A 24,846-nucleotide genomic window follows, 5' to 3' on the forward strand; every position below is an offset into this window, starting at 1 on the left:
CCGATCATTCAAGCGTCAATCGCAGACATGGGATCACCCCACGGATTCCGGAAAGCAACAACAGGGGCGGGCGATGGAGCAGACACACACCTCCCAGAGCGGCGCGGCGACGACCACCCCGGGCGCACAGCGCCGGGTGCTGGTCGTCGAGGACGATCCCACGATCCTCGACGCCATCGCGGCCCGGCTCCGCGCCGAGGGATTCCTGGTGCAGACGGCGGCCGACGGACCGGCCGCCGTCGACACGGCCGAGGCCTGGCAGCCCGACCTGCTGATCCTCGACATCATGCTGCCCGGCTTCGACGGGCTGGAGGTGTGCCGGCGGGTGCAGGCCCAGCGGCCGGTACCGGTCCTGATGCTGACCGCGCGGGACGACGAGACGGACATGCTCGTCGGGCTCGGCGTCGGCGCCGACGACTACATGACCAAGCCGTTCTCGATGCGGGAGCTGGCGGCCCGCGTGCACGTGCTGCTGCGCCGGATGGAGCGGGCCGCGCTGGCCGCCGCCACGCCCCGCTCCGGCATCCTGCGCCTCGGCGAGCTGGAGATCGACCACGCGCAGCGCAGGGTGCGGGTGAAGTCCGAGGACGTCCACCTGACACCCACCGAGTTCGACCTGCTGGTGTGCCTGGCGAACACCCCGCGCGCGGTGCTCTCCCGGGAGCAGCTGCTGGCCGAGGTGTGGGACTGGGCGGACGCCTCCGGCACCCGCACGGTCGACAGCCACATCAAGGCGCTGCGGCGGAAGATCGGCGCGGAGCGCATCCGTACCGTGCACGGTGTGGGCTACGCGCTGGAGACACCGACCCCGTGAGCCGCGACGGGCGCCAGGCCGCACGGAGGAGCCCCGGGACCCTCGGCGAGGACCCCTGGGGCGGCGTACGCCCGTTCTCGATCAAGACCAAGCTGGGTGCGCTGGTCGTCATCTCGGTGCTCATCACCACCGGTCTGTCGATCGTCGCGGTGCACACCAAGACGGAGCTGCGCTTCATCACGGTCTTCTCGATGATCGCCACACTGCTCATCACGCAGTTCGTGGCGCACTCGCTCACCATGCCGCTGGACGAGATGAACGCGGTGGCCCGCTCCATCTCGCAGGGCGACTACACCCGCCGGGTGCGCGAGAACCGCCGCGACGAACTCGGCGACCTGGCCCAGACGATCAACGTCATGGCCGATGAGCTGGAGGCCCAGGACAACCAGCGCAAGGAGCTGGTCGCGAACGTCTCCCACGAGCTGCGCACACCCATCGCCGGGCTGCGCGCGGTGCTGGAGAACATCGTGGACGGGGTCACCGAGGCCGACCCGGAGACCATGCGGACGGCCCTGAAGCAGACCGAGCGGCTCGGCCGGCTGGTGGAGACCCTGCTGGACCTGTCCCGGCTGGACAACGGCGTCGTCCCGCTGAAGCTGCGCCGGTTCGAGGTGTGGCCGTACCTCTCGGGCGTGCTGAAGGAGGCCAACATGGTCGCCTCGGCGCGCGCGGGCATGGCCACCGGCTCGGGCAGCCACACCCGCACGGACGTCCATCTGCACCTCGACGTCTCGCCGCCGGAGCTGACCGCGCACGCCGACCCCGAGCGCATCCACCAGGTCGTCGCCAACCTGATCGACAACGCGGTCAAGCACAGCCCGCCGCACGGCCGGGTGACCGTGCGGGCGCGCCGGGGGCCGCAGCCGGAGTCGCTGGAGCTGGAGGTCCTGGACGAGGGCCCCGGCATCCCCCGGTCCGAGTGGCACCGGGTGTTCGAGCGGTTCAACCGGGGTGCCGTCACCCGGCCGCACGGGCCGGGCAGCGACGGCGGCACGGGGCTGGGGCTGGCGATCGCCCGCTGGGCGGTGGATCTGCACGGCGGCCGGATCGGTGTGGCCGAATCCGAGCGAGGCTGCCGGATCATCGTCACTCTCCCGGGACTGACTTCCGTCCCGAGTTGACGTAGGGTCCGAACCGGAAGCACAAGATCCACGACGGTCGCTGCCGCTCCGCGCAGCTGGACACGTGTGATCACAGGCAGGCCCGCGCCACCCGTCGAACGAAGGCGCGCCGGGCCCGGGCCGACGCACCCTCTCACATGCGGAACCACGCTTGTTTCCCGCCATTTCAAGCCCTGAAACAAGATTCTTGATGTGACTTACGCGACGATGACCATGCCCGGCCTGACCTTCCCGGCCAGGGAGGCGTAGCCTTTATTCCCGCTGTCCATCACCTTGTGAAGCGGAAGAGGGCGGTTGCCGCCGTGTCGCCACAGTCCCCCAGTAACTCGAGCATCTCCACCGACGACCAAGCCGGGAAGAACCCCGCTGCCGCGTTCGGTCCGAACGAGTGGCTCGTCGACGAGATCTATCAGCAGTACCTCCAGGACCCGAATTCGGTAGACCGCGCCTGGTGGGACTTCTTCGCCGATTACAAGCCGGGTGCTCCTGCCACTCCGGCTCCGGCGGGTACTGCGGCCACGGGGGCCGCAGAGACCACCACGGCCCCGAAGCCCCAGCCCGCGGCTCCGGCCCCCCAGGCCGCCGCCCCGGCCGCCCCCGCGGCCCCGAAGCCCGCCGCGGCCGCCGCTCCCGCGGCGCAGGCGGCCCCCGCCCCGGCCAAGCCGGCGACGCCCGCACAGGCGCCCGCTCAGCCGAAGGCGAAGCCCGGTGCGGGCACCGGCTCCACCGGAGCGGCCGGCGCCGCGCGATCTTCGGCCGCCGAGGCCCCCGAGGGTCCCGAGTACGTGACGCTGCGTGGTCCGTCCGCCGCCGTCGCGAAGAACATGAACGCCTCGCTGGAGCTGCCGACCGCGACGTCCGTGCGCGCGGTCCCGGTGAAGCTGCTGTTCGACAACCGGATCGTCATCAACAACCACCTGAAGCGCGCCCGGGGCGGGAAGATCTCCTTCACGCACCTGATCGGCTTCGCGATGGTGCAGGCCATCAAGGCCATGCCGTCGATGAACTGGTCGTTCGGCGAGAAGGACGGCAAGCCGACCCTCGTCAAGCCGGCGCACGTCAACCTCGGTCTGGCCATCGACCTGGTCAAGCCGAACGGCGACCGCCAGCTCGTCGTGGCCGCCATCAAGAAGGCCGAGACGCTGAACTTCTTCGAGTTCTGGCAGGCCTACGAGGACATCGTCCGCCGCGCCCGTGACGGCAAGCTGACGATGGACGACTTCACCGGTGTCACGGTCTCCCTGACCAACCCCGGCGGCCTCGGCACCGTCCACTCCGTGCCGCGCCTGATGCCCGGCCAGTCCGTGATCATGGGCGTCGGCTCCATGGACTACCCGGCGGAGTTCCAGGGCACCAGCCAGGACACCCTGAACAAGCTCGGCGTCTCCAAGGTCATGACGCTCACGTCGACCTACGACCACCGGGTCATCCAGGGCGCCGCCTCCGGCGAGTTCCTGCGCACCGTCGCCAACCTGCTGCTCGGCGAGAACGGCTTCTACGACGACATCTTCGAGGCGCTGCGGATCCCGTACGAGCCGGTCCGCTGGCTGCGTGACATCGACGCCTCGCACGACGACGACGTCACCAAGGCCGCCCGCGTCTTCGAGCTGATCCACTCCTACCGGGTCCGCGGCCACGTCATGGCCGACACCGACCCGCTGGAGTACAAGCAGCGCAAGCACCCCGACCTGGACATCGTCGAGCACGGCCTCACCCTGTGGGACCTGGAGCGCGAGTTCGCCGTCGGCGGCTTCGCCGGCAAGTCGATGATGAAGCTGCGCGACATCCTCGGTGTGCTCCGCGACTCGTACTGCCGCACCACCGGCATCGAGTTCATGCACATCCAGGACCCCAAGCAGCGCAAGTGGATCCAGGACCGCGTGGAGCGCCCGCACTCCAAGATGGAGCGCGAGGAGCAGCTGCGGATCCTGCGCCGCCTGAACGCGGCGGAGGCCTTCGAGACGTTCCTGCAGACGAAGTACGTCGGCCAGAAGCGCTTCTCCCTGGAGGGCGGCGAGTCCGTCATCCCGCTGCTCGACGCGGTCATCGACTCCGCCGCCGAGTCCCGGCTGGACGAGGTCGTCATCGGCATGGCCCACCGCGGCCGCCTGAACGTCCTCGCCAACATCGTCGGCAAGTCGTACGCGCAGATCTTCCGCGAGTTCGAGGGCAACCTCGACCCGAAGTCGATGCACGGCTCCGGCGACGTGAAGTACCACCTGGGCGCCGAGGGCACGTTCACCGGTCTGGACGGCGAGCAGATCAAGGTCTCCCTGGTCGCGAACCCCTCGCACCTGGAGGCGGTGGACCCGGTCCTGGAGGGCGTCGCCCGCGCCAAGCAGGACATCATCAACAAGGGCGGCACGGACTTCACGGTCCTGCCGGTGGCGATCCACGGCGACGCGGCCTTCGCGGGCCAGGGCGTGGTGGCCGAGACCCTGAACATGTCGCAGCTGCGCGGTTACCGCACCGGCGGCACGGTCCACATCGTCATCAACAACCAGGTCGGCTTCACCGCCGCGCCCGAGTCCTCGCGTTCCTCCATGTACGCGACGGACGTCGCGCGGATGATCGAGGCCCCGATCTTCCACGTGAACGGCGACGACCCCGAGGCCGTCGTGCGCGTCGCGCGGCTCGCCTTCGAGTTCCGCCAGGCGTTCAACAAGGACGTGGTGATCGACCTCATCTGCTACCGCCGCCGCGGTCACAACGAGTCGGACAACCCGGCCTTCACCCAGCCGCTGATGTACGACCTGATCGACAAGAAGCGCTCGGTGCGCAAGCTCTACACCGAGTCCCTCATCGGTCGCGGCGACATCACCCTGGAAGAGGCCGAGCAGGCCCTGCAGGACTACCAGGGCCAGCTGGAGAAGGTCTTCACGGAGGTCCGCGAGGCCACCTCCCAGCCGGCCGCCGGCGACGTCCAGGCGCCCCAGGACGGCTTCCCGGTCGCGGTCCCGACCGCGGTCTCCGCCGAGGTCGTCAAGCGGATCGCCGAGTCCCAGGTCAACGTCCCCGACCACATCACCGTCCACCCGCGCCTGCAGCCGCAGCTGCAGCGCCGGGCCGCGATGGTCGAGGACGGCACGATCGACTGGGGCATGGGCGAGACCCTGGCCATCGGCTCCCTGCTGCTGGAGGGCACCCCGGTCCGGCTCGCGGGCCAGGACTCCCAGCGCGGCACCTTCGGCCAGCGGCACGCGGTGCTCATCGACCGGGAGACCGGCGAGGAGTACACCCCGCTGCAGTACCTCTCCGAGGACCAGGCCCGGCTGAACGTCTACAACTCGCTGCTCTCCGAGTACGCCGCGATGGGCTTCGAGTACGGCTACTCGCTGGCCCGCCCGGACGCGCTCGTGATGTGGGAGGCGCAGTTCGGCGACTTCGTCAACGGCGCGCAGACGGTCGTGGACGAGTTCATCTCGTCGGCGGAGCAGAAGTGGAGCCAGACCTCCGGCGTCGTCCTGCTCCTGCCGCACGGTTACGAGGGTCAGGGCCCGGACCACTCGTCCGCGCGTCCCGAGCGGTTCCTCCAGCTGTGCGCGCAGAACAACATGACGGTCGCCATGCCGACCTCGCCGTCGAACTACTTCCACCTCCTGCGGTGGCAGGTGCACAACCCGCACCACAAGCCGCTGGTCGTCTTCACCCCGAAGTCGATGCTGCGCCTGAAGGCCGCGGCCTCGAAGGCGGAGGAGTTCACCACGGGCGAGTTCCGCCCGGTCATCGGTGACGGCACGGTCGACCCGGCCGCGGTGCGCAGGGTCGTCTTCTGCGCCGGCAAGGTCTACTACGACCTGGAGGCCGAGCGGCAGAAGCGCGGCGCCACGGACACGGCGATCATCCGCATCGAGCGGCTGTACCCGCTGCCGGGCGCCGAGCTCCAGGCGGAGGTCAACAAGTACCCGAACGCCGAGAAGTACCTGTGGGTGCAGGAGGAGCCGGCGAACCAGGGTGCCTGGCCGTTCATCGCGCTCAACCTGATCGACCACCTGGACCTGGCGGTCGGCGCGGACATCCCGGCCGGCGAGCGCCTGCGCCGCATCTCGCGCCCGCACTCGTCGTCCCCGGCGGTGGGTTCCGCGAAGCGGCACCAGGCCGAGCAGGAGCAGCTCGTCCGCGAGGTGTTCGAGGCGTAGCGTCTCCGGCGGTCAGCCGAAGGCAAGGGCCCGGTACCGAGTTCCGACTCGGTACCGGGCCCTTCGCGCGGTTCCCAGCGTCTCTTCGGTGCCCGCGCCTCTTCGGTGCCCCACGCCCCCTCGCGCCCCCTCGGTGCCCCACGCCCCTTCGGTGCCCCACGCCCCTTCGGTGCCTCGCGCCTCTTCGGGCCGCTTCCGCCAGGGGGCCTCGAAGTCCCGTACGGCCGCGCCTGTTGGCGGGCCACGATGAATGTGCGGGTGCTGGACGCCCAGCGTGCGGGTGAGAGCCGGCAGGGCGTCCTCCTCCGGCTTCCCGGCCTCCTGCCGCTCGTGCGCCGCGCGCGGATCCGCCGCCGGCGCGCCCGCGCGCCGGATCAGGGCCTCCGGGCCGAGCCGAGGGCCTCGGCGTACCGGCCGGGCATGCGCAGGGCGACGCCGAGGTCGCGCCGGGCGACCAGGGTGGGCGGCTCGTCGGGGCCGGGGAGCCGCTCGTCGCCGTCGAGGACCTCGCACTGGAGGTCGTGGGCCCGGAGTGCGGGGAGCGCACGCCCCTCCGACCGTGCCGGCCGGTCCGCCCGCCGTGCCGATGACCCCAGCGCCTCCTCCTCGGCGGCACTGAGCCCGGCCCGTACTACGGCCTCCGGCCCTCCTGCTCGCCCCCCCTCGTCTCCTACTCGTCGTCCTCGTCATCGAGCCGCGCGAGCCAGGTCGCCAGCCGCTCCACGGGCACCTCGAAGTCCGGGTTCAGGTCCACGAACGTCCGTAGCTGCTCCGCGAGCCACTCAAAGGTGACCTCTTCCTCGCCACGCCGCTTCTCCAACTCCTCGATACCGCGGTCGGTGAAGTACATAGGGTCACGTCTCCTGCGTAAACATCAGCCTGCCAACAACTCCCCCCAGCGTATGCGCCCCGTCCCTCGCCGTCGGCCACGGAGGCCCGCGGGCGAGCGACCCCGACGCCGGGCCGGCACCAGCGCCCCTCCCCTCGCCCCCTCGCTCGGCTTCCCTCGAACGGGTGTCTTGACTTCCCCAATCCGCGATATATCGTGTTTACCACGGGACGCGATATGGCGCGTCCGCGTCTCGCACACCGTGACCGGCCGAGGAGGCCCCATGTCCGAGTGGTCCGTCACCGAGCCCCGGAAGCTCACCTTCGACACCTCCGTCCACGACCTCCACGTCCGCATCGTCAACGGCACGGTCAACGTGGTCGGCACGGACGACGGCCCCGCCCGCCTGGAGGTCTCGGACCTGGAAGGCCCACCCCTGGTGGTCACCCAGCGCGGCGGCACCCTCACCGTGGCCTACGAGGACCTCCCCTGGAAGGGCTTCCTCAAGTGGCTCGACCACAACGGCTGGCGCCGCACCGCCGTCGTCTCCCTGGCCGTCCCCACCGGCACCCGCGTGGAGGTGGGCGTCGTCGGCGCCACCGCGGTCGTCTCCGGCATCCGCGGCCCCGCCGCGGTGAAGGGAGTCACCGGCGACACCACCCTCGTCGGCCTCTCCGGCCCCGTCCGCGCGGACACCGTCTCGGGCAACGTGGAGGCCCAGGCGGTCACCGGCGATCTCCGCTTCCACTCGGTCTCGGGCGACCTCACCGTGGTCGAGGGCTCCGGCACCTCCGTGCGCGCCGACTCCGTCAGCGGCTCCATGATCGTCGACCTGGACCCGGACGGCCCCACGGACATCGGCCTCACCAGCGTCTCCGGCGAGATCGCCATCCGTCTCCCGCACCCGGCGGACGCCGAGGTGGAGGCGAACACGGCGAGCGGCACGATCTCCAACGCCTTCGACGGACTCCGTGTACACGGCCGGTGGGGCGCCCACAAGATCACCGGCCGCCTCGGCGCGGGAACCGGCAAGCTGCGCGCCACCACCGTCTCCGGCTCGATCGCCCTGCTGCGCCGCCCGCCCCGGGACGACGAGGAGAGCACCCCCTGGGAGACCGAGCCCCCGAAGCCCCCGGCCTCCGACGCACCGCACCCGCCCGGCCGCCCCTCGGCCACCCCGGGAGACAATTCCGTATCCGGCCGGGACACCACCGCCACCGCCCCCGACGCAACCGATGCCACCGGCACCCCCGATGCCCCCGGCGCCGGCGGCGCCCCGGCCGACGGCACGACCGACAAGAAGGTGCTCTGACATGCCTCCCGTCTTCGCCCACGGCCGCCTCCGCCTGTACCTGCTCAAGCTGCTCGACGAGGCCCCGCGTCACGGCTATGAGGTGATCAGACTCCTCGAGGAGCGCTTCCAGGGGCTCTACGCCCCCTCGGCCGGCACGGTCTATCCCCGCCTGGCCAAGCTGGAGGCGGAGGGCCTGGTCCGGCACACCACCGAGGGCGGCCGCAAGGTGTACGCCATCACCGACGCCGGCCGCGCCGAACTGGCCGACCGCAGCGGCGAGCTGGCCGACCTGGAGCTGGAGATCCGCGAGTCGGTCGCGGAACTGGCCGCCGAGATAAGGGCCGACGTGCGCGGCGCGGCCGGTGACCTGCGCCGCGAGGTGCGCGCCGCCGCCTCCGAGGCCCGCCGGGACGCGAAGGACACCGGGGGCGAGCCCGCTCACGGGGGGTACGACGAGCCGGACGACAAGGAGGCCTGGAAAGCCGCCAAGGAGGAGATGCGCCGGGTCAAGCAGGAGTGGAAGGAGCAGGCACGGCGCGCGAAGGACGAGAGCCGCCGGGCCCGCGAGGAGGCCCAGCGGGCCCACCGCCAGGCCCAGGAGGCACAGGCCCGGGCTCGGGCCCAGGCGCAGGAGGAGCTCCAGCGCATCGCCCGCCGTGTCCAGGACCGGGTCCAGGACCACTTCGCCCGCGGCGACTGGCCGACCGGCCTCCGCGAGGGCCTGACGGAACTGGCCAAGGATCTCGGCGAGTTCGGGAAGGACTTCGGGAACAACCTCGGCAAGGAGTTCGGCAGGGACCGCGGCTTCGACCACCCCGGTGACAAGACGCGCACATCCGCGCCCGCGCCCGGCCCCGACCCCGCCTCAGAAGTCCACTACACCTCGCCCCCGGAGGGCTTCCCCGCCGCGTACGAGCCCTCCTGGGCCCACGAGGAGTCCACCGGTGACCCGGCCCGCGATCTGGACCGCCTGCTGGACCGCTTCCGCGACGGCATCCGCGACGCGGCCCGCGACCACGGCGTCACCCCCACCCAGCTGAGCGAGGCCCGCCGGCATCTGTCCTCAGCGGCCGCCCACATCGCGGCGATACTCCACACCCCGACCCACTGACCCACCCCCCACGCCGAGCCGGACCCCACCCGCCTTCCAGCCGGGCAAGCACAGCCGGCCGACCGTCGGGGCCGTGAAGGCCGTCAGCACCCCAGCCGAGCGGTGTGTGTGGGCCGTTGTCGAGTTCGGCGGCAGCAGCGTCCGGCTCCTGGCGGCTGCACCCGGCCGACGAGTCTCCAGTTCCTCGACCACGGGTTCACGTTGAAAACAGGTCAACCTCATACAGGGCGCTTGACGGGGTGCGGAGCTCAGGCGCTACTTGTCGGTACTCACTGCACACATACCGATCAAAGGGGGCTCAATGGGAAAGATCACGCGATCGAGGCTGGCTGTCACGCTGGCGGTCGCCGCCGTCGTCGGCCTTGCCCTTCCGGGAGTTGCCGGTGCGGCGGATGGCTCGGCCCCACTCAGGTCCAACACGGCCTGTAACGACGGCAAGGCGACAGCATCGGAAAACGTGGCCATCCGCACCAGTACCAGCACCAGTGCCGCTCTGGTGACCACTGCCCTGAAGGGGCAGACGTGGGCCTGTGGTGCGAATAGCGTCTTACTGGGCGGCCGGTATACCGCTTGCGGCACATCGAACGGCAACGGTTGGTTCTACGTCTACAACAACAACTACGCGGGCTATAGCGCGTCAGCTTGTTGGGGGTGAGGCCACCCGCGTGACACCTCCCACCGTCGAGAGGCGCGTTCCGGCGGTCGTCGCGTCACAGTGATCGACCGGCTGTCTCCAGGAGCTGTGCGAGGCGCTCGGCCGGGGTGTCCCAGCCGAGCGTTTCGCGTGGTCGGCTGTTGAGTTCGGCGGCGACGGCGTCCGAGTCCGCACGGGAGCGGACGACCAGATGGGTGCCCTTGGGGAAGTACTGCCGTAGCAGGCCGTTCGTGTTCTCGTTCGAGCCGCGCTGCCAGGGGCCGGCTGGGTCGCAGAAACGGACCGGCATGTCGGCTGCGGCCGTGAACTCGTGATGGCGGCCCATCTCGCTGCCTTGATCCCAGGTCAGGGACGGTTCGAGGTGAGGCGGCAGGCGGCTGACGGTCTCGGCCAGGGCGTCGCGGACACGGTCGGTGGCACGGCCGTTGGGCAGGGGGACCAGCATGAGGTGGCGGGTGCTCCGCTCGACGAGGGTGCCGATGGCGGAGGCGTTGTCCTTGCCGCTGATCAGGTCGTCTTCCCAGTGGCCCGGGACGGCCCGGTCGGCGGCTTCGGCCGGACGTTCGCCGATCACGACCATGGGGTGTGCGTGGCGCGGCCGGCGTTGCCGTGCCTGGCGTCCGGGCTTGCGAGCCGCCGCGCGCCGACCGACGGATGACGCTCCGCAAGCGCCGTGAGCACAGCGCCCGGCGACCCAGGGCCTGTCCGCACCCGGCACCGCCCGCACACCACCCTCTCGGCACCCGCTCACCCGCTCAGTACACGCTCACCGTCCAGCCGAGCGAGCCTCCCGGGCGGGCGGGCAGACCCTCGTCACCGACTCGAACGTCACCCCGTGGTCGGCCAGCACCTCCCCCGCCACCCCCGGCACCACCGTCAGCGCCAGCAGCAGATGCTCGTCCCCGATGCGCCGGTCATGCCGGGCGAGGGCGATCCGCAGCGACCTCTCCAGTACCCCCTTGGCGGCCCTGCCGAAGGCCGGCCGGCGTCCCTCGGGCCGCCCACGCAGTTCACCGGACATGGCACCGGCCCCGTGCGCCTCCTCCACCCGGGCGACGATCTCCGACACGTCGATCCCCAGTCCCGCCAGCGCCTCGGTGTCGGCCCGGGTCAGCCCGGCCCGCCGCCGCGCCTCGCGCACGGCCCGTCGTACCGGCTCCCGCTCCTGCGGCTCCGCGAGCCCGAGCGCGGCGAGCGCGAACGAGGCCCGGCTGCCCTCGCCGTCGAGGAGGGCGAGCAGCAGATGCTCGGCGTCGACCGTCCGCGCCCCGCCGCTCCGCGCGTTCTCGACCGCGCCCGTGACCACCGCCCGGGCGTCCTTGGTGAACCGCTCGAACATCAACGCCTCCCGTACTTCTTGTGCACGGCCTGCCTGCTGACACCCAGCTCCGCGGCGATCTCCTGCCACGACCAGCCCTGATTGCGCGCACTGCGCACCTGTACCGCCTCCAACTGCTCCAGCAGCCGGCGCAGCGCGGCCACGGCCCGCAGTCCCACCCGCGGGTCCCGGTCACCGGCGCGCTCGGCGAGATCGGTTGCCTCACTCATGATGTCAATGTAGGTTGACAAGCCCGATCCGTCAACCACGGTTGACAGGCAGGCCGAACGAAAGGCGGGCCCGCATCCCGGACCCGCCTCTCAACCCACTCCCGGCCCAATTCCCGGCCCAGCTCCCGACTCAAGCCCCGGACCGGCTCTTGGCCCAACGGCCCCGCGGGTTCAGGAGTTGGTGAGCACGATCTTCCCGAACTGCTCCCCGGACGCCAGCCGTTCGAAGCCCTCGCGGGCCCGGTCCAGCGGCAGCTCCTCGTCGATGACGGGCCGTACCCCGGTCGCGGCGCAGAAGGCGAGGAGGTCCTCCAGCTCGTCCTTGGTGCCCATGGTGGAGCCGACCACCTTCAGTTCGAGGAAGAAGATCCGGGTCAGCTCGGCGTGCGAGGGCCGGTCCCCGCTGGTGGCACCGGAGATGACGAGCGTTCCGCCGGGCCGCAGGGACTTCACCGAGTGGGACCAGGTGGCGGCGCCCACGGTCTCGATGACCGCGTCCACCCGCTGCGGCAGCCGTGCCCCGGGCTCCACGGCCTCCACCGCGCCCAGCTCCAGGGCCCGCTTCCGCTTGGCCTCGTCCCGGCTGGTGGCGAAGACCCGGAGTCCGGCCGCCTTGCCGAGGACGATCGCGGCCGTGGCGACACCGCCGCCCGCGCCCTGCACGAGGACCGAGTCCCCGGGTCGTACACCGGCGTTGGTGAACAGCATCCGGTACGCGGTCAGCCAGGCCGTCGGCAGGCAGGCGGCCTCGGCGAAGGACAGCTCCTTCGGCTTGGGCAGGACGTTCCACGTCGGCACGGCGACCTGTTCGGCGAAGGTGCCCTGGTAGCGCTCGGTGAGGATGGAGCGCGGCTCGTCGGGGCCGACGCCGTGGCCGGTCTGGCCGATGACGGAGTGCAGGACGACCTCGTTGCCGTCCGCGTCGATCCCGGCGGCGTCGCAGCCGAGGATCATCGGCAGCCGGTCCTCCGGGAGGCCGACGCCCCGCAGGGACCAGAGGTCGTGGTGATTGAGGGAAGCGGCCCGCACGGTGATGGTGCTCCAGCCGGGACGGGCCTCGGGAGCCGGACGCTCCCCCAACTCAAGGCCGGTGAGCGGCTGGTCGCGGTCGATTCGGGCGGCGTAGACAGCGAACATGGTGCCGACGATAGGTGCACGGTGCAGTCGGCGGAACCAGCGCCCCCTGTGACACATGCCCTCTTGCGCAACCGCACCCATGCGGCGCAGCACCGCGCCGGCGCGCCGGGGAGCGCCCGGCCGGAGGGGCGACCGCGCGGAAGGAAAGGGCAGGAAGGGGAGGAAAAGGGGAGGGCAAAGGCAGAAAAACGGCCCCGCCCACGGGGGCGGGGCCGTTCAGCGCGACGTCAGCGACGGGCGACGCCCGCGGCCCGGGCGGCGGCGGCGACCGCGGCGGTGACGGCCGGAGCGACCCGCTCGTCGAACGGCGACGGGATCACGTAGTCGGCGGCGAGGTCGTCGCCGACCACCGCGGCCAGCGCCTCCGCCGCGGCGATCTTCATGCCCTCCGTGATCCGCGTGGCCCGCACCTGGAGCGCGCCCGCGAAGATCCCGGGGAAGGCCAGCACGTTGTTGATCTGGTTCGGGAAGTCCGACCGTCCGGTGGCCACGACCGCCGCGTACTTGTGCGCGACGTCGGGGTGCACCTCCGGGTTCGGGTTGGCCATCGCGAACACGAAGGCGCCCTCGGCCATGGAGGCCACGGCCTCCTCCGGGACCGTACCGCCGGAGACGCCGATGAAGACGTCCGCGCCCGCGAGGGCGTCCTCCAGCGTGCCGGTGAGGCCGGCCTTGTTCGTGAAGCCGGCCAGCTCGCGCTTGACCGGGGTCAGGTCCTCCCGGTCGGCCGACACGACGCCCTTGCGGTCCGCGACCGCCACGTCCCCGATGCCGGCCTCGACCAGCATCCTGGCGATGGCGACACCGGCCGCGCCGGCGCCCGAGATGACGGCCCGCAGCTGCCCGATCTCGCGCCCGCTCAGCCGCGCCGCGTTCCGCAGCGCCGCGAGCGTCACGACGGCCGTACCGTGCTGGTCGTCGTGGAAGACCGGGATGTCCAGGCGCTCCTGGAGGCGGCGCTCGATCTCGAAGCACCGGGGGGCCGAGATGTCCTCCAGGTTCACTCCGCCGAACGAGGGAGCGAGCCGGACGACGGTCTCGACGATGTCGTCCACGTCGGTGCAGTCGAGCGCGATCGGCACCGCGTCGACGCCGCCGAACTGCTTGAAGAGGATCGCCTTGCCCTCCATCACGGGGAGGGAGGCCTGGGGACCGATGTCCCCGAGTCCGAGCACGGCCGTGCCGTCGGTGACGACGGCGACCACGCTGGACTTCCATGTGTAGTCGTTGACCAGCTCCGGCTGTTCCGCGATCGCGGTGCACACGCGAGCGACGCCGGGCGTGTACGCGAGGGAAAGGTCGTCCTTGTCGCGGACCGGCACGGTGGCCTGCACAGCCATTTTGCCGCCGCGGTGCAGGGCGAACACCGGATCGAAGGAATCGAGGGGCTCGGCCCCGCCGTCCTGGTCCGTAGTGCCGTCGCTGCGAGGATTGACGATCTCCGCTGCCACTTTGTTTTACCCCTTAGGTATGCATGGTTTGAGGGTCGACCACTCCTGGTGAGGGGTGGGCGGGCACCGCGTACGGCTCGATTGCGGATACGTACGAGCTCATACGCGACGGGCGCGCCGCACACGCGCCCTGAGCCCCGGATGAGGGGTGTAAAGAACCTTCTTACCGGACGGACGGTGCCCAGGACGAGTCCATTAGGTGCAAGGTCACATCCAGGAACCGGAAAGCGACACGCCGGTGACACGCGGCCGACGGACCGGAACGGCGCGAAAACGCCCAAGGCCGACCGATGGTGCCCGGGGGAAGGGTGATCACATACTGAGACACGCCGAAGATTTTCCGGCCGGAGCGCTGGATTCCCGTAGATGTTCGACGGTGACGGACCAAGGATGTCCGGACCTGATGCGGTTCGGGGGTCACCCGTTATCCGATTTTGACATAGCGACTCCCCTGAATGGCGTAGTCCGAATGGCAAGATGCCGTAAACCCACGAGGTCGCGACACCCGAAGGTGTGTGTTTCCGTCGACCCATCGGCAACTCTTCGCATCCGCCGGAGGAACCACGATGACCGCAAGCTCCACCCGTCGTACGACCGCAGCGCGCTCACGTCTGGCCGCGGCCGGTGCGATCGCGGTCGCAGGGGCCCTGCTGCTCACCGGCTGCGGTGACCAGACCAAGGACAAGAACAACGACTCCGGCAGCGCGTCCACCACCAGCGCACCGCTCGCCGACAAGCTCCCGCAGGAGATCCGGAGCAAGGGCAAGATCCGCGTCGGTTCGGACATCGCCTACGCCCCGGTCGAGTACAAGGACTCCTCCGGCAAGGTCGTCGGCCTCGACCCCGACCTGGCGGCGGCCCTCGGCAAGCAGCTCGGCGTGACGTTCGACTTCCAGAACGGCACTTTCGACGGCCTGATCACCGGTCTGCGCTCGGACCGCTACGACATCGCGATGTCGGCGATGACGGACAACAAGAACCGTCAGGAGGGTGTCGACCCGGACACGGGCAAGAAGGTCGGCGAGGGCGTCGACTTCGTCGACTACCTGACCGCCGGTGTCTCCATCTACACCCGCAAGGGCGACACCAAGGGCATCACGACCTGGGACGACCTGTGCGGCAAGAGGCTCGCCGTGCAGCGCGGCACCACCTCGGAGGACCTGGCCAAGCAGCAGGCCAAGAAGTGTCCGAGCGGCAAGAAGCTCGCCATCGAGCCCTTCGACGACAACCAGCAGGCCCAGACCCGGCTGCGCTCGGGCGGCGCGGACGCCGTGTCCGCCGACTTCCCGGTGGCCGCGTACGCGGTGAAGACCTCCGGCGGCGGCAAGGACTTCCAGACCGTCGGCGAGCAGGTCGAGGCGGCCCCCTACGGCATCGCGGTCTCCAAGACGGAGACGCAGCTGCGCGACGCCCTCCAGGCCGCGATGGACGCGATCATCAAGAGCGGCGAGTACCAGAAGATTCTCGAGAAGTGGGGCGCCCAGGACGGCGCCGTCAAGCAGTCCGTGATCAATGGCGGCAAGTGACCCGCGGCAGCCAGCGGCCACTGAAAGGCAATACCCGTGACTGACATCGACAAGACGGCGGGGCCGACGGACACGCCCCCGGCCGGCGTGGAGGCCATCAAGGCCATCCCGGTCCGGCACTACGGGCGGTACGTCGCCGCCGTCATCGCGATCGCGCTCCTCGTCGCGATCATCTACGCGTTCGGCCAGGGCAGGATCAACTGGCACGCGGTACCGGACTACTTCTTCGACGACCGGATCATGACCGGTGTCGGCAAGACCCTGCTGCTGACGGTGCTGTCGATGCTGATCGGCATCGTGGGCGGCATCGTGCTCGCGGTGATGCGGCTGTCGAAGAACCCGGTGACCTCGTCCATCTCGTGGTTCTACATCTGGTTCTTCCGCGGCACCCCGGTCCTGGTCCAGCTGTTCCTCTGGTTCAACCTGGGCCTGGTCTTCGAGTACATCAACCTGATGCCGTTCTACAAGGACTACTGGTCGAACTTCATGACGCCGCTGCTGACGGCGCTGCTCGGCCTGGGTCTGAACGAGGCGGCGTACATGGCGGAGATCTGCCGCGCCGGCCTGCTGGCGGTGGACGAGGGCCAGACCGAGGCGGCCCACGCGCTCGGCATGAGCCACGGCAAGACGCTGCTCCGGGTGGTCATCCCGCAGGCGATGCGGGTGATCGTGCCGCCGACGGGCAACGAAGTGATCAACATGCTGAAGACGACCTCGCTCGTGGCGGCCGTCCAGTACCCCGAGCTGTTCCGCTACGCCCAGGACATCGGCCAGAACTCCGGTGCACCGGTGGAGATGTACTTCCTCGCCGCGGCCTGGTACCTGATCATGACCTCGGTGCTGAGCGTGGGCCAGTACTACATCGAGCGGTACTACGCACGCGGTTCCAGCCGTCAGCTGCCGCCGACGCCGTGGCAGAAAGTGAAGACGAACATGCTGTCCCTGGGCCGGCCCAAGGGAGGCATGGCATGACCGACAAGCTGAGCAAGACGCAGGACACCCCGGCGGCCGGGGGCGCCGTCCCGATGGTCAGGGCCGAGGGCGTCCACAAGTCCTTCGGCCACGTCGAGGTGCTCAAGGGCATCGACCTGGAGGTCAAGCCGGGCGAGGTGTTCTGCCTCATCGGCCCCTCCGGTTCCGGCAAGTCGACCTTCCTGCGGTGCATCAACCACCTGGAGAAGATCAACGCCGGGCGGCTGTACGTGGACGGCGAGCTGGTCGGCTACCGCCAGCAGGGCGAGAAGCTGTACGAGCTGCGTGACCGCGAGGTCGCCCTGAAGCGCCGGGACATCGGCATGGTCTTCCAGCGCTTCAACCTGTTCCCGCACATGACGGCCGTGGAGAACGTCATGGAGGCGCCGGTGCAGGTCAAGGGCATCAACCGGACGCAGGCCAGGGAGCGCGCCATGCAGCTGCTGGAGCGCGTGGGCCTGGCCGACCGGGCCGGGCACTACCCCTCCCAGCTCTCCGGCGGCCAGCAGCAGCGCGTGGCGATCGCCCGGGCGCTGGCGATGGAGCCGAAGCTGATGCTGTTCGACGAGCCGACCTCGGCCCTGGACCCGGAGCTGGTCGGTGACGTCCTGGACGTCATGCGCGACCTCGCCGAGTCCGGTATGACCATGGTCGTCGTCACCCACGAGATGGGCTTCGCCCGCGAGGTGGGCGACAGCCTGGTGTTCATGGACGGCGGTGTGGTGGTGGAATCCGGCCACCCGCGGGACGTCCTGACGAACCCGCAGCACGAGCGGACGCAGTCCTTCCTGTCGAAGGTGCTCTGACCCGAGGGCGCGCCGGCACCACGCATGACGAAGGGCGGTACGGCTTCCCGTACCGCCCTTCGTCATGTCCCGCCCGTCATGGCGTCCAAGCAGCCGTCCGGCCCGGCTCCAAAAGCCGTTCCCTGCGCGGCCGCGGGCCTACTTGAGGGCGAGCAGCAGTGTGTCGGAGGGCGAGCACCACACCGGGCGGGCCTCGGCGAACCCCTTGTCGCGCAGGACGCGCGCGTGCCATGCGGCCGGCGGGGTGTCCCCGTCGGCGTGCTCGCCGTAGATCTCGAAGCGGCGGGCGGTCGGTTCGCCGAGTACCGGGTCCTGGGCCGCCAGCTGCCACCAGTCGGTCCAGTCCAGGGCGCCGCTGTGCTTGGCCTGATCCATGCGGGCGCGGCGCTGGGCGCGCTCGGCCGCGTTGATCCGGGGCGTGGTGTCATCGATCATGTGGTCCGCGTTCATGAAGACACCACCGTCGCGAACCAGCTCCGCGACCTGACCGTAGAGGGCCGCGAGGGGTTCGCTGTGCAGCCAGTGGAGGGCCGTAGCGGTCAGTACGGCGTCGTACGAGTCGTACGGCAGCTTCGCCGGCCAGTCCGGGTCCTTGAGGTCGGCGGTGACGAGGTCGACCCGGTCGTCGCCCTCGAAGGTGCCCCGCGCGATGGCGAGCAGCGCCGGGTCGAGGTCGACGCCGGTGCTGGTGGCCTCGGGGAAGCGGCGGAGCAGCCGGGCGGTGATGCTGCCGGTGCCGCACGCGAGGTCGAGCACGCGCGGGGCCGTGCCCACGAGCGCCTCGACCATGTCGAGCATGATCCGGAAGCGCTCCTCGCGGTCCGGCATGTACCACTCCTGCTGCCGGTCCCAGCTCTCCTGCCACGCCGCCCAGTCGGTTCCGGCACTTGTGGTCATGGAACTCCGACCCCCCTCGGTTCGAGTAATACCCTGGAAGCACGACCGGCTGTTACCCGACCGCAGACCCGACGATAATGCGCCCCCGTAAGGACTACAAGTGGAACTGGCCTATTACTCGGATTACGCCGTACGTCTCGTGAACAGCGAGGAACCGGCCCGGGGCAAGGACATCCTGACCACGGTCGAGGCCGTCCGCGACCTCTTCGGCGACAACTCGTCGGCGGCCCGCCGCGCCACCGACGCGGACGTCACCCGCTTCCGTTCGGTCCGGGCGCGGCTGCGCGGGGTCTTCGAGGCGGCGGACTCGGGCGACGAGACCCTGGCCGTGGACCTGCTGAACTCGCTCCTGCTGGAGTTCCCGGTCAGCCCGCAGATCTCCGGGCACGACTTCCGGGACGAGGACGGCCGCCCCCTGTGGCACATGCACCTCGCCGACCACCCGTCCAACGCCACCGCCGGCTACGCGGCGATCGCGGCGATGGGCCTTGCCTTCCACCTCACCGAGTACGGCGTCGACCGGCTCGGCCTGTGCGAGGCGGCCCCCTGCCGCAACGCCTACCTGGACACCTCCACCAACCGCTCCCGCCGCTACTGCTCGGACCGCTGCGCCACCCGCGCCAACGTCGCCGCCTACCGGGCCCGCAAGCGCCTGGAGGCCGACCGGTCGGGCAGCAGCGGCCTCGCCGCCGAGAGCGCCCAGCGCAGCAGCGCCAGCGGCGACCGCTGACCGGCCCCGGCCGGCCGGAAGCGCAGCCAGGCCTTCCCGAGGATCAGTTCCTCGGGCACCACCCCGTAGTCCGTGCTGTCCCCGCCGGCGTACGGGTTGTCCCCGAGCACCCACCAGCCGCCCTCGCGCCGCTCCACGGCCCGCTTGACCACCAGCAGGTCCTGCTGGAACGGATGGCGCAGGACCACGACGTCACCGGGCCTGACCGCGCCCCCGTACCGCACCAGCAGCTGGTCCCCGTGGTGCAGCGTGGGCACCATGGACGGCCCCGTCACCTCCGCGATCCCGAAGGGCGCCCCGGCCCTCCCCCGCTCGGTCTCCTGCGACAGCTCCGGCATCCCCGGCACCTCCCCGGTCCGTTCCTCCACCAGTCTCAGTCTCACCCTGGACTTTTGTCCTAAGCCCTAGGGGGCACCCGAGAAATCGCCTTCCCCAGGGAGTAATGTCGCACCTGAGAAGACGATCACGAGGAAGGAATGCTCCATGCTTTCCCGCCTGTTTGCCCCCAAGGTCAAGGTCAGCGCCCACTGCGACCTGCCCTGCGGCGTGTACGACCCGGCCCAGGCCCGCATCGAGGCGGAGTCGGTGAAGGCCGTCCAGGAGAAGATGGCCGGTAACGACGACCCCCACTTCCAGGCACGCGCCACCGTCATCAAGGAGCAGCGCGCGGAGCTGGCGAAGCACCACGTCTCCGTGCTCTGGAGCGACTACTTCAAGGCTCCGCACTTCGAGAAGTACCCGGAGCTGCACCAGCTGGTCAACGACACCCTGAAGGCCCTCTCGGCCGCCAAGGCGTCCACCGACCCGGCGACGGGTCAGAAGGCGCTCGACTACATCGCCCAGATCGACAAGATCTTCTGGGAGACCAAGAAGGCCTGATCTTCGATCATGCCTTCTGACCTGCGGGTTCTCTGACCGCAGCGTCTCCCTCCCCGCACCCGGTCCGCAGGCCGCCGAGCACGGCGTCCCTGACGGTCCGGGTGCGGTTCTCTTACGTCCGGCTGCTCTCACCCCGCCGGAGCGCCAGCCGGTGCGTCAGCACCCCGAGAGGCCGGCCGTCGCGGGGCCGGGGCGGCCGTCGGCCGGGTCCAGGTCGTACCGGGCGAGGAGCGGAGCGTTCGCAGGCTCCGTCCGGCCGGGGACGTGCGCAGCCTCAACCCGAACCCCGGCCGAGACGCCCGGCCGGCACGCCGGACGCCGTGACCGCGCGCGTCAGGCCGACGTGTCGACCGCTCCGCCGAGATGCCGGGCGAAGAAGCGGACCGCGCTGTCGACTTCGAACCGGGGCAGCTCCTTGTGCGTGCCCGAGTTCACATGCGGGGACTTCTCCGCACCCTTTTACCCGCCACGTGATCACGACTCCGGGCAGGCCCTGGTGGAGCCGAGGCACGATCGGCCAGCTCCCGTACGTCACCACCGCCACACGCTCGGGGAAGCACGGCCCCGCTTGTCCCGCGCCAGGGAGAGGACGACGACGGTGGTGTGCGGGCCTGTGCGAGGCTGGGGTGATGACCGCCCTGGAGGACCTGAGACGGCTGCGCCGGGTGCGCGACCGGATGGACCGTGAGTACGCCGAGCCGCTCGACATGACCGAGCTGGCCCGGGACGCGCTGATGTCCCCGGGCCACTTCCAGCGCAGCTTCCGCAAGGCGTACGGGGAGACGCCGTACAGCTATCTGATGACCCGCCGGATCGAGCAGGCCAAGACGCTGCTGCGCCGGGGCGATCTCACCGTGACCGAGGTGTGCCTCGCCGTCGGCTGTACCTCGCTCGGCTCCTTCAGCTCCCGGTTCACCGAGCTGGTCGGGGAGACACCGAGCGCCTACCGCGCCCGCGACCACCAGGAGAGCGCCGCCGTCCCGCCCTGCGTGGCCCGCCGCCTGACCCGGCCGCGCCGCCGCCTGTACTGAGCCGGGCCCCGCCGTACCCAGGCGGGACGCGCCCGCCGGTTCTAGGGTGAGTCCATGGACGTGAAACTCGCGCAGTGCTTCCTCGCCGTGGACGACCACGACAAGGCCATCGCCTTCTACCGGGACGTGCTCGGCCTGGAGGTACGCAACGACGTGGGCTTCGAGGGGATGCGCTGGGTGACCATGGGGTCCCCGCTCCAGCCGGACGTGGAGATCGTCCTGGAGCCGCCGGACGCGAGCCCGGACGCCTCCCCCGCGGACAAGCACGCGCTCAACGAACTCCTCGCCAAGGGCCTGCTGCGCGGGGTCATCTTCACCACGCCCGACTGCGACGCGCTCTACGAGCGGGTGCGGGAATCCGGCGCCGACGTCCTCCAGGAGCCGATGGACCAGCCGTACGGCGTCCGCGACTGCGCCTTCCGGGACCCGGCGGGCAACCAGCTCCGCTTCCTGCAGCGGCCCGCGGACTGAAATCCCCGCGGCCGCCGGGGACTTCCCGCCTACACTCCCCGGATGACGATCCGCTGGACCCACGCCTTCGCCGACCGGCCCGCCGCGCGTCTCGCCGACGCGTGCGCCTTCTGGACGGCCGCCACCGGCACCCGCCTGTCCGCCTTCCGCGGTGACGACGGCGAGTTCGTGACGCTGCTGCCCGAGGGGGCGGACCCCGGCGTGAAGCTGCAGGGCGTCACCGAGGGCGAGGGCGGTGCCCACCTCGACCTGTGCACCGACGGCGTACGGGAGTTGACCGCGCTGGCCCGGCGCCTGGGCGCCGAACCGGTGGCCGACCACGGCGACTGGGCCGTACTGCGCTCCCCCGGCGGGCAGCTGTTCTGCGCCGTGCCCTGGCAGGGGGAGGCGGTACGGCCGCCGGTGGCGTCCGGCAGCCGCCTGGACCAGGTGTGCCTCGACATCCCGCCGTCCCGGTACGACGCCGAGTCCGTGTTCTGGGCCGGGCTGACCGGATGGGACCTGCGGGCGGGATCCCGGCCGGAGTTCGCCGTGCTGCGGCAGCCGGCGGGTCTGCCGCACCGGCTGCTGCTCCAGCGGCTGGACGAGGAGCGCCCGGCCTCGGCACACCTGGACCTCGCCTGCGCGGACATCGCCGCGGTCCGCGCCCGGCACGAGGAGCTGGGGGCCCTCGCCGTACGGGAGGGGCCCCACTGGACGGTGATGCGCGACCCGGCCGGCGGCACGTACTGCCTGACCGGCCGCGACCCGGAGACCGGCGGCCTGCCGGCCGACGCCGGATAGGCCGATCCCCTCTCCGATCCGCCTTCCGATTCACCCCGTGGGCGGCCCGTGGGTCACGTCAGCAGCCTGGCCGCCCCCAGGCCGTCCCCAGATCATCCCCAGCTCTCCACGTCCACCACGGCCTCGACCGGCACGGGGCCGTACACGTGCGGGAACTCCTCTCCGCCCGGCTCGACGGACTCGTACTTCACCGGCACCCCGACCCGGGCCGGGTCCACGACCAGGACGACCAGCTGGTCCGGGCCGTCGTAACCGCCGTAGAGGAACTCGGCGATGCGCGGGAGCTGGTCGCGGGTGGAGAAGTGGATGAATCCCTCCTCCTGGAGGGTGCGGCCCCGGGTGGACGTCTCGTACGTCCCGCGTTCGCGCGCCGCCTCCCACAGGGAGCGCTCGGTGGTGTGGACGATGTACGGAAGCTTTGGCATGCGCCCACGCTACGGCCCCCGCCTCCGCTCCCGTCACCGCTTTTCGGAGGGCTCCCTGGCGCCCGCCGCCGACGGATCCTCCGACCGCCCGGAGCCGGAGGGGCGGCCGGACTCGGGCCGTTTCGACTCGGCGGGACGGCCGGGCTCGGCGTACGCCGAGCAGTCGGGGTCGCGGCACGGACCGGGACCCCAGACCGGCACCCAGGCGCCCAGCGTCTTGTGCCGCTTGACGACCGTCTCGACGGGCCGTCCGCAGACGGGACAGACGTGTTCCTCGCGGTCCATGCCCTCAGGGTAGGTCGGCGCGAGCCTCAGCGCTTCCTGCCGTACGTCCGCACCAGCACGCCGTTGTCGAAGGCGCGCAGGGACTCCAGGGCGAACTCCTTGAGGTCCAGACCCGTGCCGAACATCGGCATGCCCTTGCCGTAGACCAGGGGGTAGCTCTTGATCACGAGTTCGTCGATCTCTTCGAGCAGCGCTCCGGCGATCCGCGAGCCGCCGCACAGGAGGATGTCGAGCCCGCCGTCCTCCGCCTTCAGCGCGCGGACTCGGCCGGTCAGGTCGTCGGCGACGATCTCGACGTTCGGGTGGGGCGAGGTGCCGAGCGTGCGGGAGGCGACGAGTTCGCGCAGGTGGCCGTAGGGGCTGGTGATGCCTTCCCGCAGGGCCACCTCATAGCTGGCCCGGCCCTGGATCAGCGTGTCGAAACGCTTGTTCTCCAGGTGATCGATGCCGAACGACTTGCGGATGTGGGTGGGCAGGGCGTCCGGCAGGTCCGTCTTGAGGTAGTCCAGGAACTCCTCGTTCAAGAAGCGGTACATCGCGGAGGCGTCCCCGTGCTCGTCACCGATGAATCCGTCGAGCGAGCAGGCGACGACGTACGAGAGCTTGCGCAAGCGGGTCTCTTTTCATTCGCTCCAGCTGTAGTGGTTCATTTGTAGTACTCCAGCCGTCGTGACGCAAGGGGTGTGCCGGAACAGGCCGGAGCCCCCGGTGACCGCACGGGGTCAGGAGCCGCGCGGGCCGGGGACTCCGGGGTCCTCTCCGGCCGCCGGGAGGACGGCCGTCAGCTGGTGCGCCGGGAGGAGGGCCGTCAGCTGGTGCGCCGGGTCACGAATTCGGCGAGGGCCAGCAGACCCCCCGCCGCCTCGGGGTCGGGAACCGCGCGGGCCAGTTCCTGCATGGCCCGGGCCATCCGGTCGGCCGCCTCGGCCTGCGCCCAGTCCCGGCCGCCGGCCCGCTCCACCGCCAGGGCGGCGCGCGCGATCTCCCCGGACTCCGCCTCCTCCGCGCGGTACGGCCCGGCGTACAGGGCGGCGAGTTCGGCCGCCGCCGGGGCGCCGGAGGTGAGCGCCGCCACCACCGGCAGGGACTTCTTGCGGGCGACGAGATCCGCGCCCGCCGGCTTGCCGGTGTGCCGCGGGTCCCCCCATATCCCGATGACGTCGTCGATCAGCTGGAAGGCGAGCCCGGCCTGACGACCGAAGGCGTCCAGCGCCGCCACGTCCTCCTCCCGGGCGCCCGCGTACAGCGCCCCGAGCGCGCAGGCACAGCCCAGCAGGGCGCCGGTCTTGGCCTCGGCCATGGCGAGCACCTCGTCCAGACCGACCGCGTCCGGAGCGCGCTGCTCCAGGTCGGTGTCGGTGTGCTGCCCCTCGCACAGCTCCATGACACAGGCCGTGAGCCGGGCCATGGCCGGAACGGAGGCCGGGTGCGGGTCCTCGGCGAGCAGGCGCAGGGCAAGCGCCTGGAGGGCGTCCCCGGCGAGGATCGCGTCGGCGTCACCGAACACGGCCCAGGCCGTCGGGCGGTGCCGGCGGGTGGTGTCCCGGTCCATCAGGTCGTCGTGCAGCAGCGTGAAGTTGTGGGCCAGCTCGACCGCCGCCGCCGCACGCACCGCCGCCTCCCGGGCCGCCGGGCCGCCGAGTGCCGCGGCGGCCGCCAGCACGAGTGCCGGCCGGATCGCCTTGCCCGCGTTGCCCGCAGCCGGGCTGCCGTCGGCGTGCTGCCAGCCGAAGTGGTACAGCCCGACCCGGCGCATCGAGCCGGGCAGCGACTCCACGGCCGCGCGCAGCTCCGGGTCGACCAGGGCCCGGGTGCGCTCCAGCTGTGCCACCGCCTCCTGCGCGTCGGCCGGGCCGGCGCCTTCCCGCGGATCCCCCGGTGTGCCGGAACGCGGCACACCGGAGGAACGCTCTTCCGTCTCCGTCACGAACTCGGCCATGCC

The 24,846-nt window shown here is 71.0% G+C and carries 25 protein-coding genes and 2 pseudogenes; 14 read left to right on the forward strand and 13 right to left on the reverse strand.

What is annotated here, in order from left to right; genetic code table 11:
- Positions 1-73: 73 nt before the first annotated feature.
- The 3 genes from ACZ7N4_RS35210 (at position 74) to ACZ7N4_RS35220 (ending at position 6,074) form a co-directional block, all read left to right on the forward strand.
- Positions 74-814, forward strand: a complete 741-nt coding sequence (locus ACZ7N4_RS35210; protein ID WP_471367227.1) for a response regulator transcription factor — start codon at positions 74-76, stop codon at positions 812-814.
- Positions 811-1,935 (forward strand): HAMP domain-containing sensor histidine kinase, encoded by a 1,125-nt coding sequence (locus tag ACZ7N4_RS35215; protein WP_467931125.1) that lies wholly within the window; start codon positions 811-813, stop codon positions 1,933-1,935. Before ACZ7N4_RS35210 ends, ACZ7N4_RS35215 begins: the two co-directional genes overlap by 4 nt.
- A gap of 302 nt (positions 1,936-2,237) precedes the next feature.
- Positions 2,238-6,074, forward strand: coding sequence for a multifunctional oxoglutarate decarboxylase/oxoglutarate dehydrogenase thiamine pyrophosphate-binding subunit/dihydrolipoyllysine-residue succinyltransferase subunit (locus tag ACZ7N4_RS35220; protein ID WP_471367231.1), 3,837 nt, complete (start codon positions 2,238-2,240; stop codon positions 6,072-6,074).
- Between the two features lie 670 nt (positions 6,075-6,744).
- On the opposite strand, the gene ACZ7N4_RS35225 is transcribed toward ACZ7N4_RS35220, so the two are convergent.
- Positions 6,745-6,924, reverse strand: a complete 180-nt coding sequence (locus tag ACZ7N4_RS35225) for a DUF6104 family protein (protein ID WP_003992906.1) — start codon at positions 6,922-6,924, stop codon at positions 6,745-6,747.
- Between the two features lie 262 nt (positions 6,925-7,186).
- Between ACZ7N4_RS35225 and ACZ7N4_RS35230 the strand changes: the two genes are divergently transcribed.
- From ACZ7N4_RS35230 to ACZ7N4_RS35240, 3 genes are all read left to right on the forward strand, one after another.
- Positions 7,187-8,215, forward strand: a complete 1,029-nt coding sequence (locus ACZ7N4_RS35230; RefSeq protein ID WP_471367235.1) for a DUF4097 family beta strand repeat-containing protein — start codon at positions 7,187-7,189, stop codon at positions 8,213-8,215.
- Position 8,216: 1 nt separating this feature from the next.
- Positions 8,217-9,308, forward strand: coding sequence for a PadR family transcriptional regulator (locus tag ACZ7N4_RS35235; protein ID WP_471367238.1), 1,092 nt, complete (start codon positions 8,217-8,219; stop codon positions 9,306-9,308).
- A 301-nt stretch (positions 9,309-9,609) separates the two neighbouring features.
- On the forward strand, positions 9,610-9,963 hold the full coding sequence (locus ACZ7N4_RS35240; protein ID WP_471367241.1) for a hypothetical protein: 354 nt from the start codon (positions 9,610-9,612) through the stop codon (positions 9,961-9,963).
- Positions 9,964-10,018: 55 nt separating this feature from the next.
- Here ACZ7N4_RS35240 and ACZ7N4_RS35245 read toward each other — a convergent pair.
- The 5 genes and pseudogenes from ACZ7N4_RS35245 to ACZ7N4_RS35265 form a co-directional block, all read right to left on the reverse strand.
- Positions 10,019-10,600, reverse strand: a pseudogene (locus tag ACZ7N4_RS35245) (IS30 family transposase); the annotation flags it as partial.
- 129 nt (positions 10,601-10,729) lie between these two features.
- Positions 10,730-11,302, reverse strand: coding sequence for a Clp protease N-terminal domain-containing protein (locus tag ACZ7N4_RS35250; protein WP_471367244.1), 573 nt, complete (start codon positions 11,300-11,302; stop codon positions 10,730-10,732).
- A complete protein-coding gene (locus ACZ7N4_RS35255; protein WP_030339104.1) occupies positions 11,302-11,511 on the reverse strand; it encodes a helix-turn-helix domain-containing protein in 210 nt (69 codons plus the stop codon). The genes ACZ7N4_RS35250 and ACZ7N4_RS35255 overlap by 1 nt, the downstream gene beginning before the upstream one ends.
- Before the next feature lie 171 nt (positions 11,512-11,682).
- Positions 11,683-12,648, reverse strand: coding sequence for a zinc-binding dehydrogenase (locus ACZ7N4_RS35260; protein ID WP_471367248.1), 966 nt, complete (start codon positions 12,646-12,648; stop codon positions 11,683-11,685).
- 227 nt (positions 12,649-12,875) lie between these two features.
- Positions 12,876-14,099 (reverse strand): NAD(P)-dependent malic enzyme, encoded by a 1,224-nt coding sequence (locus ACZ7N4_RS35265; RefSeq protein ID WP_467931116.1) that lies wholly within the window; start codon positions 14,097-14,099, stop codon positions 12,876-12,878.
- Positions 14,100-14,665: 566 nt separating this feature from the next.
- Here ACZ7N4_RS35265 and ACZ7N4_RS35270 point away from each other — a divergent pair.
- The 3 genes from ACZ7N4_RS35270 to ACZ7N4_RS35280 are packed head-to-tail and all read left to right on the forward strand — an operon-like array spanning position 14,666 to position 17,403.
- A complete protein-coding gene (locus tag ACZ7N4_RS35270; RefSeq protein ID WP_471367252.1) occupies positions 14,666-15,625 on the forward strand; it encodes an ABC transporter substrate-binding protein in 960 nt (319 codons plus the stop codon).
- 36 nt (positions 15,626-15,661) lie between these two features.
- Positions 15,662-16,597 (forward strand): amino acid ABC transporter permease, encoded by a 936-nt coding sequence (locus ACZ7N4_RS35275; RefSeq protein ID WP_471367255.1) that lies wholly within the window; start codon positions 15,662-15,664, stop codon positions 16,595-16,597.
- Positions 16,594-17,403, forward strand: coding sequence for an amino acid ABC transporter ATP-binding protein (locus ACZ7N4_RS35280; protein WP_471367257.1), 810 nt, complete (start codon positions 16,594-16,596; stop codon positions 17,401-17,403). Before ACZ7N4_RS35275 ends, ACZ7N4_RS35280 begins: the two co-directional genes overlap by 4 nt.
- A 138-nt stretch (positions 17,404-17,541) precedes the next feature.
- Here ACZ7N4_RS35280 and ACZ7N4_RS35285 read toward each other — a convergent pair whose 3' ends face one another.
- Complete coding sequence (locus ACZ7N4_RS35285) at positions 17,542-18,300, reverse strand: class I SAM-dependent methyltransferase (RefSeq protein WP_471367259.1); 759 nt, start codon at positions 18,298-18,300, stop codon at positions 17,542-17,544.
- A gap of 100 nt (positions 18,301-18,400) precedes the next feature.
- Here ACZ7N4_RS35285 and ACZ7N4_RS35290 point away from each other — a divergent pair, with 100 nt between their 5' ends.
- Positions 18,401-19,030 (forward strand): CGNR zinc finger domain-containing protein, encoded by a 630-nt coding sequence (locus tag ACZ7N4_RS35290; RefSeq protein WP_471367261.1) that lies wholly within the window; start codon positions 18,401-18,403, stop codon positions 19,028-19,030.
- Here ACZ7N4_RS35290 and sodX read toward each other — a convergent pair.
- A complete protein-coding gene (gene sodX / locus ACZ7N4_RS35295) occupies positions 18,934-19,368 on the reverse strand; it encodes a nickel-type superoxide dismutase maturation protease (protein WP_471367309.1) in 435 nt (144 codons plus the stop codon). The two genes, ACZ7N4_RS35290 and sodX, sit on opposite strands and share 97 nt — an antisense overlap.
- Before the next feature lie 145 nt (positions 19,369-19,513).
- On the opposite strand from sodX, the gene sodN reads away from it, so the two are divergent.
- Positions 19,514-19,909, forward strand: a complete 396-nt coding sequence (gene sodN, locus ACZ7N4_RS35300) for a superoxide dismutase, Ni (RefSeq protein ID WP_014674929.1) — start codon at positions 19,514-19,516, stop codon at positions 19,907-19,909.
- A gap of 333 nt (positions 19,910-20,242) precedes the next feature.
- Here sodN and ACZ7N4_RS35305 read toward each other — a convergent pair.
- Positions 20,243-20,359: pseudogene (locus tag ACZ7N4_RS35305) on the reverse strand (alpha/beta hydrolase); the annotation flags it as partial.
- 179 nt (positions 20,360-20,538) lie between these two features.
- On the opposite strand from ACZ7N4_RS35305, the gene ACZ7N4_RS35310 reads away from it, so the two are divergent.
- From ACZ7N4_RS35310 to ACZ7N4_RS35320, 3 genes are read left to right on the forward strand one after another with little or no spacing between them, the layout of a single operon-like run.
- Entirely contained in the window at positions 20,539-20,940 is a 402-nt protein-coding gene (locus tag ACZ7N4_RS35310) for a helix-turn-helix transcriptional regulator (protein WP_471367263.1), read from the forward strand.
- A gap of 54 nt (positions 20,941-20,994) precedes the next feature.
- Positions 20,995-21,411, forward strand: coding sequence for a VOC family protein (locus tag ACZ7N4_RS35315; RefSeq protein WP_467931107.1), 417 nt, complete (start codon positions 20,995-20,997; stop codon positions 21,409-21,411).
- A gap of 42 nt (positions 21,412-21,453) precedes the next feature.
- Entirely contained in the window at positions 21,454-22,194 is a 741-nt protein-coding gene (locus ACZ7N4_RS35320; protein WP_471367265.1) for a VOC family protein, read from the forward strand.
- A 92-nt stretch (positions 22,195-22,286) separates the two neighbouring features.
- Here ACZ7N4_RS35320 and ACZ7N4_RS35325 read toward each other — a convergent pair whose 3' ends face one another.
- From ACZ7N4_RS35325 to ACZ7N4_RS35340, 4 genes are all read right to left on the reverse strand, one after another.
- Positions 22,287-22,619 (reverse strand): DUF952 domain-containing protein, encoded by a 333-nt coding sequence (locus tag ACZ7N4_RS35325; RefSeq protein ID WP_471367268.1) that lies wholly within the window; start codon positions 22,617-22,619, stop codon positions 22,287-22,289.
- 33 nt (positions 22,620-22,652) lie between these two features.
- Positions 22,653-22,904 carry a hypothetical protein gene (locus ACZ7N4_RS35330; RefSeq protein ID WP_471367270.1) on the reverse strand — a complete coding sequence of 84 codons (252 nt, stop codon included), beginning with the start codon at positions 22,902-22,904 and terminating at the stop codon, positions 22,653-22,655.
- 26 nt (positions 22,905-22,930) lie between these two features.
- A complete protein-coding gene (locus ACZ7N4_RS35335) occupies positions 22,931-23,515 on the reverse strand; it encodes a dihydrofolate reductase family protein (protein WP_471367272.1) in 585 nt (194 codons plus the stop codon).
- A 197-nt stretch (positions 23,516-23,712) separates the two neighbouring features.
- Positions 23,713-24,843 (reverse strand): family 2 encapsulin nanocompartment cargo protein polyprenyl transferase, encoded by a 1,131-nt coding sequence (locus ACZ7N4_RS35340; RefSeq protein ID WP_471367274.1) that lies wholly within the window; start codon positions 24,841-24,843, stop codon positions 23,713-23,715.
- Positions 24,844-24,846 lie beyond the last annotated feature (3 nt).

The sequence above is a fragment of the Streptomyces sp. NPDC107654 genome (genome assembly GCF_055639035.1).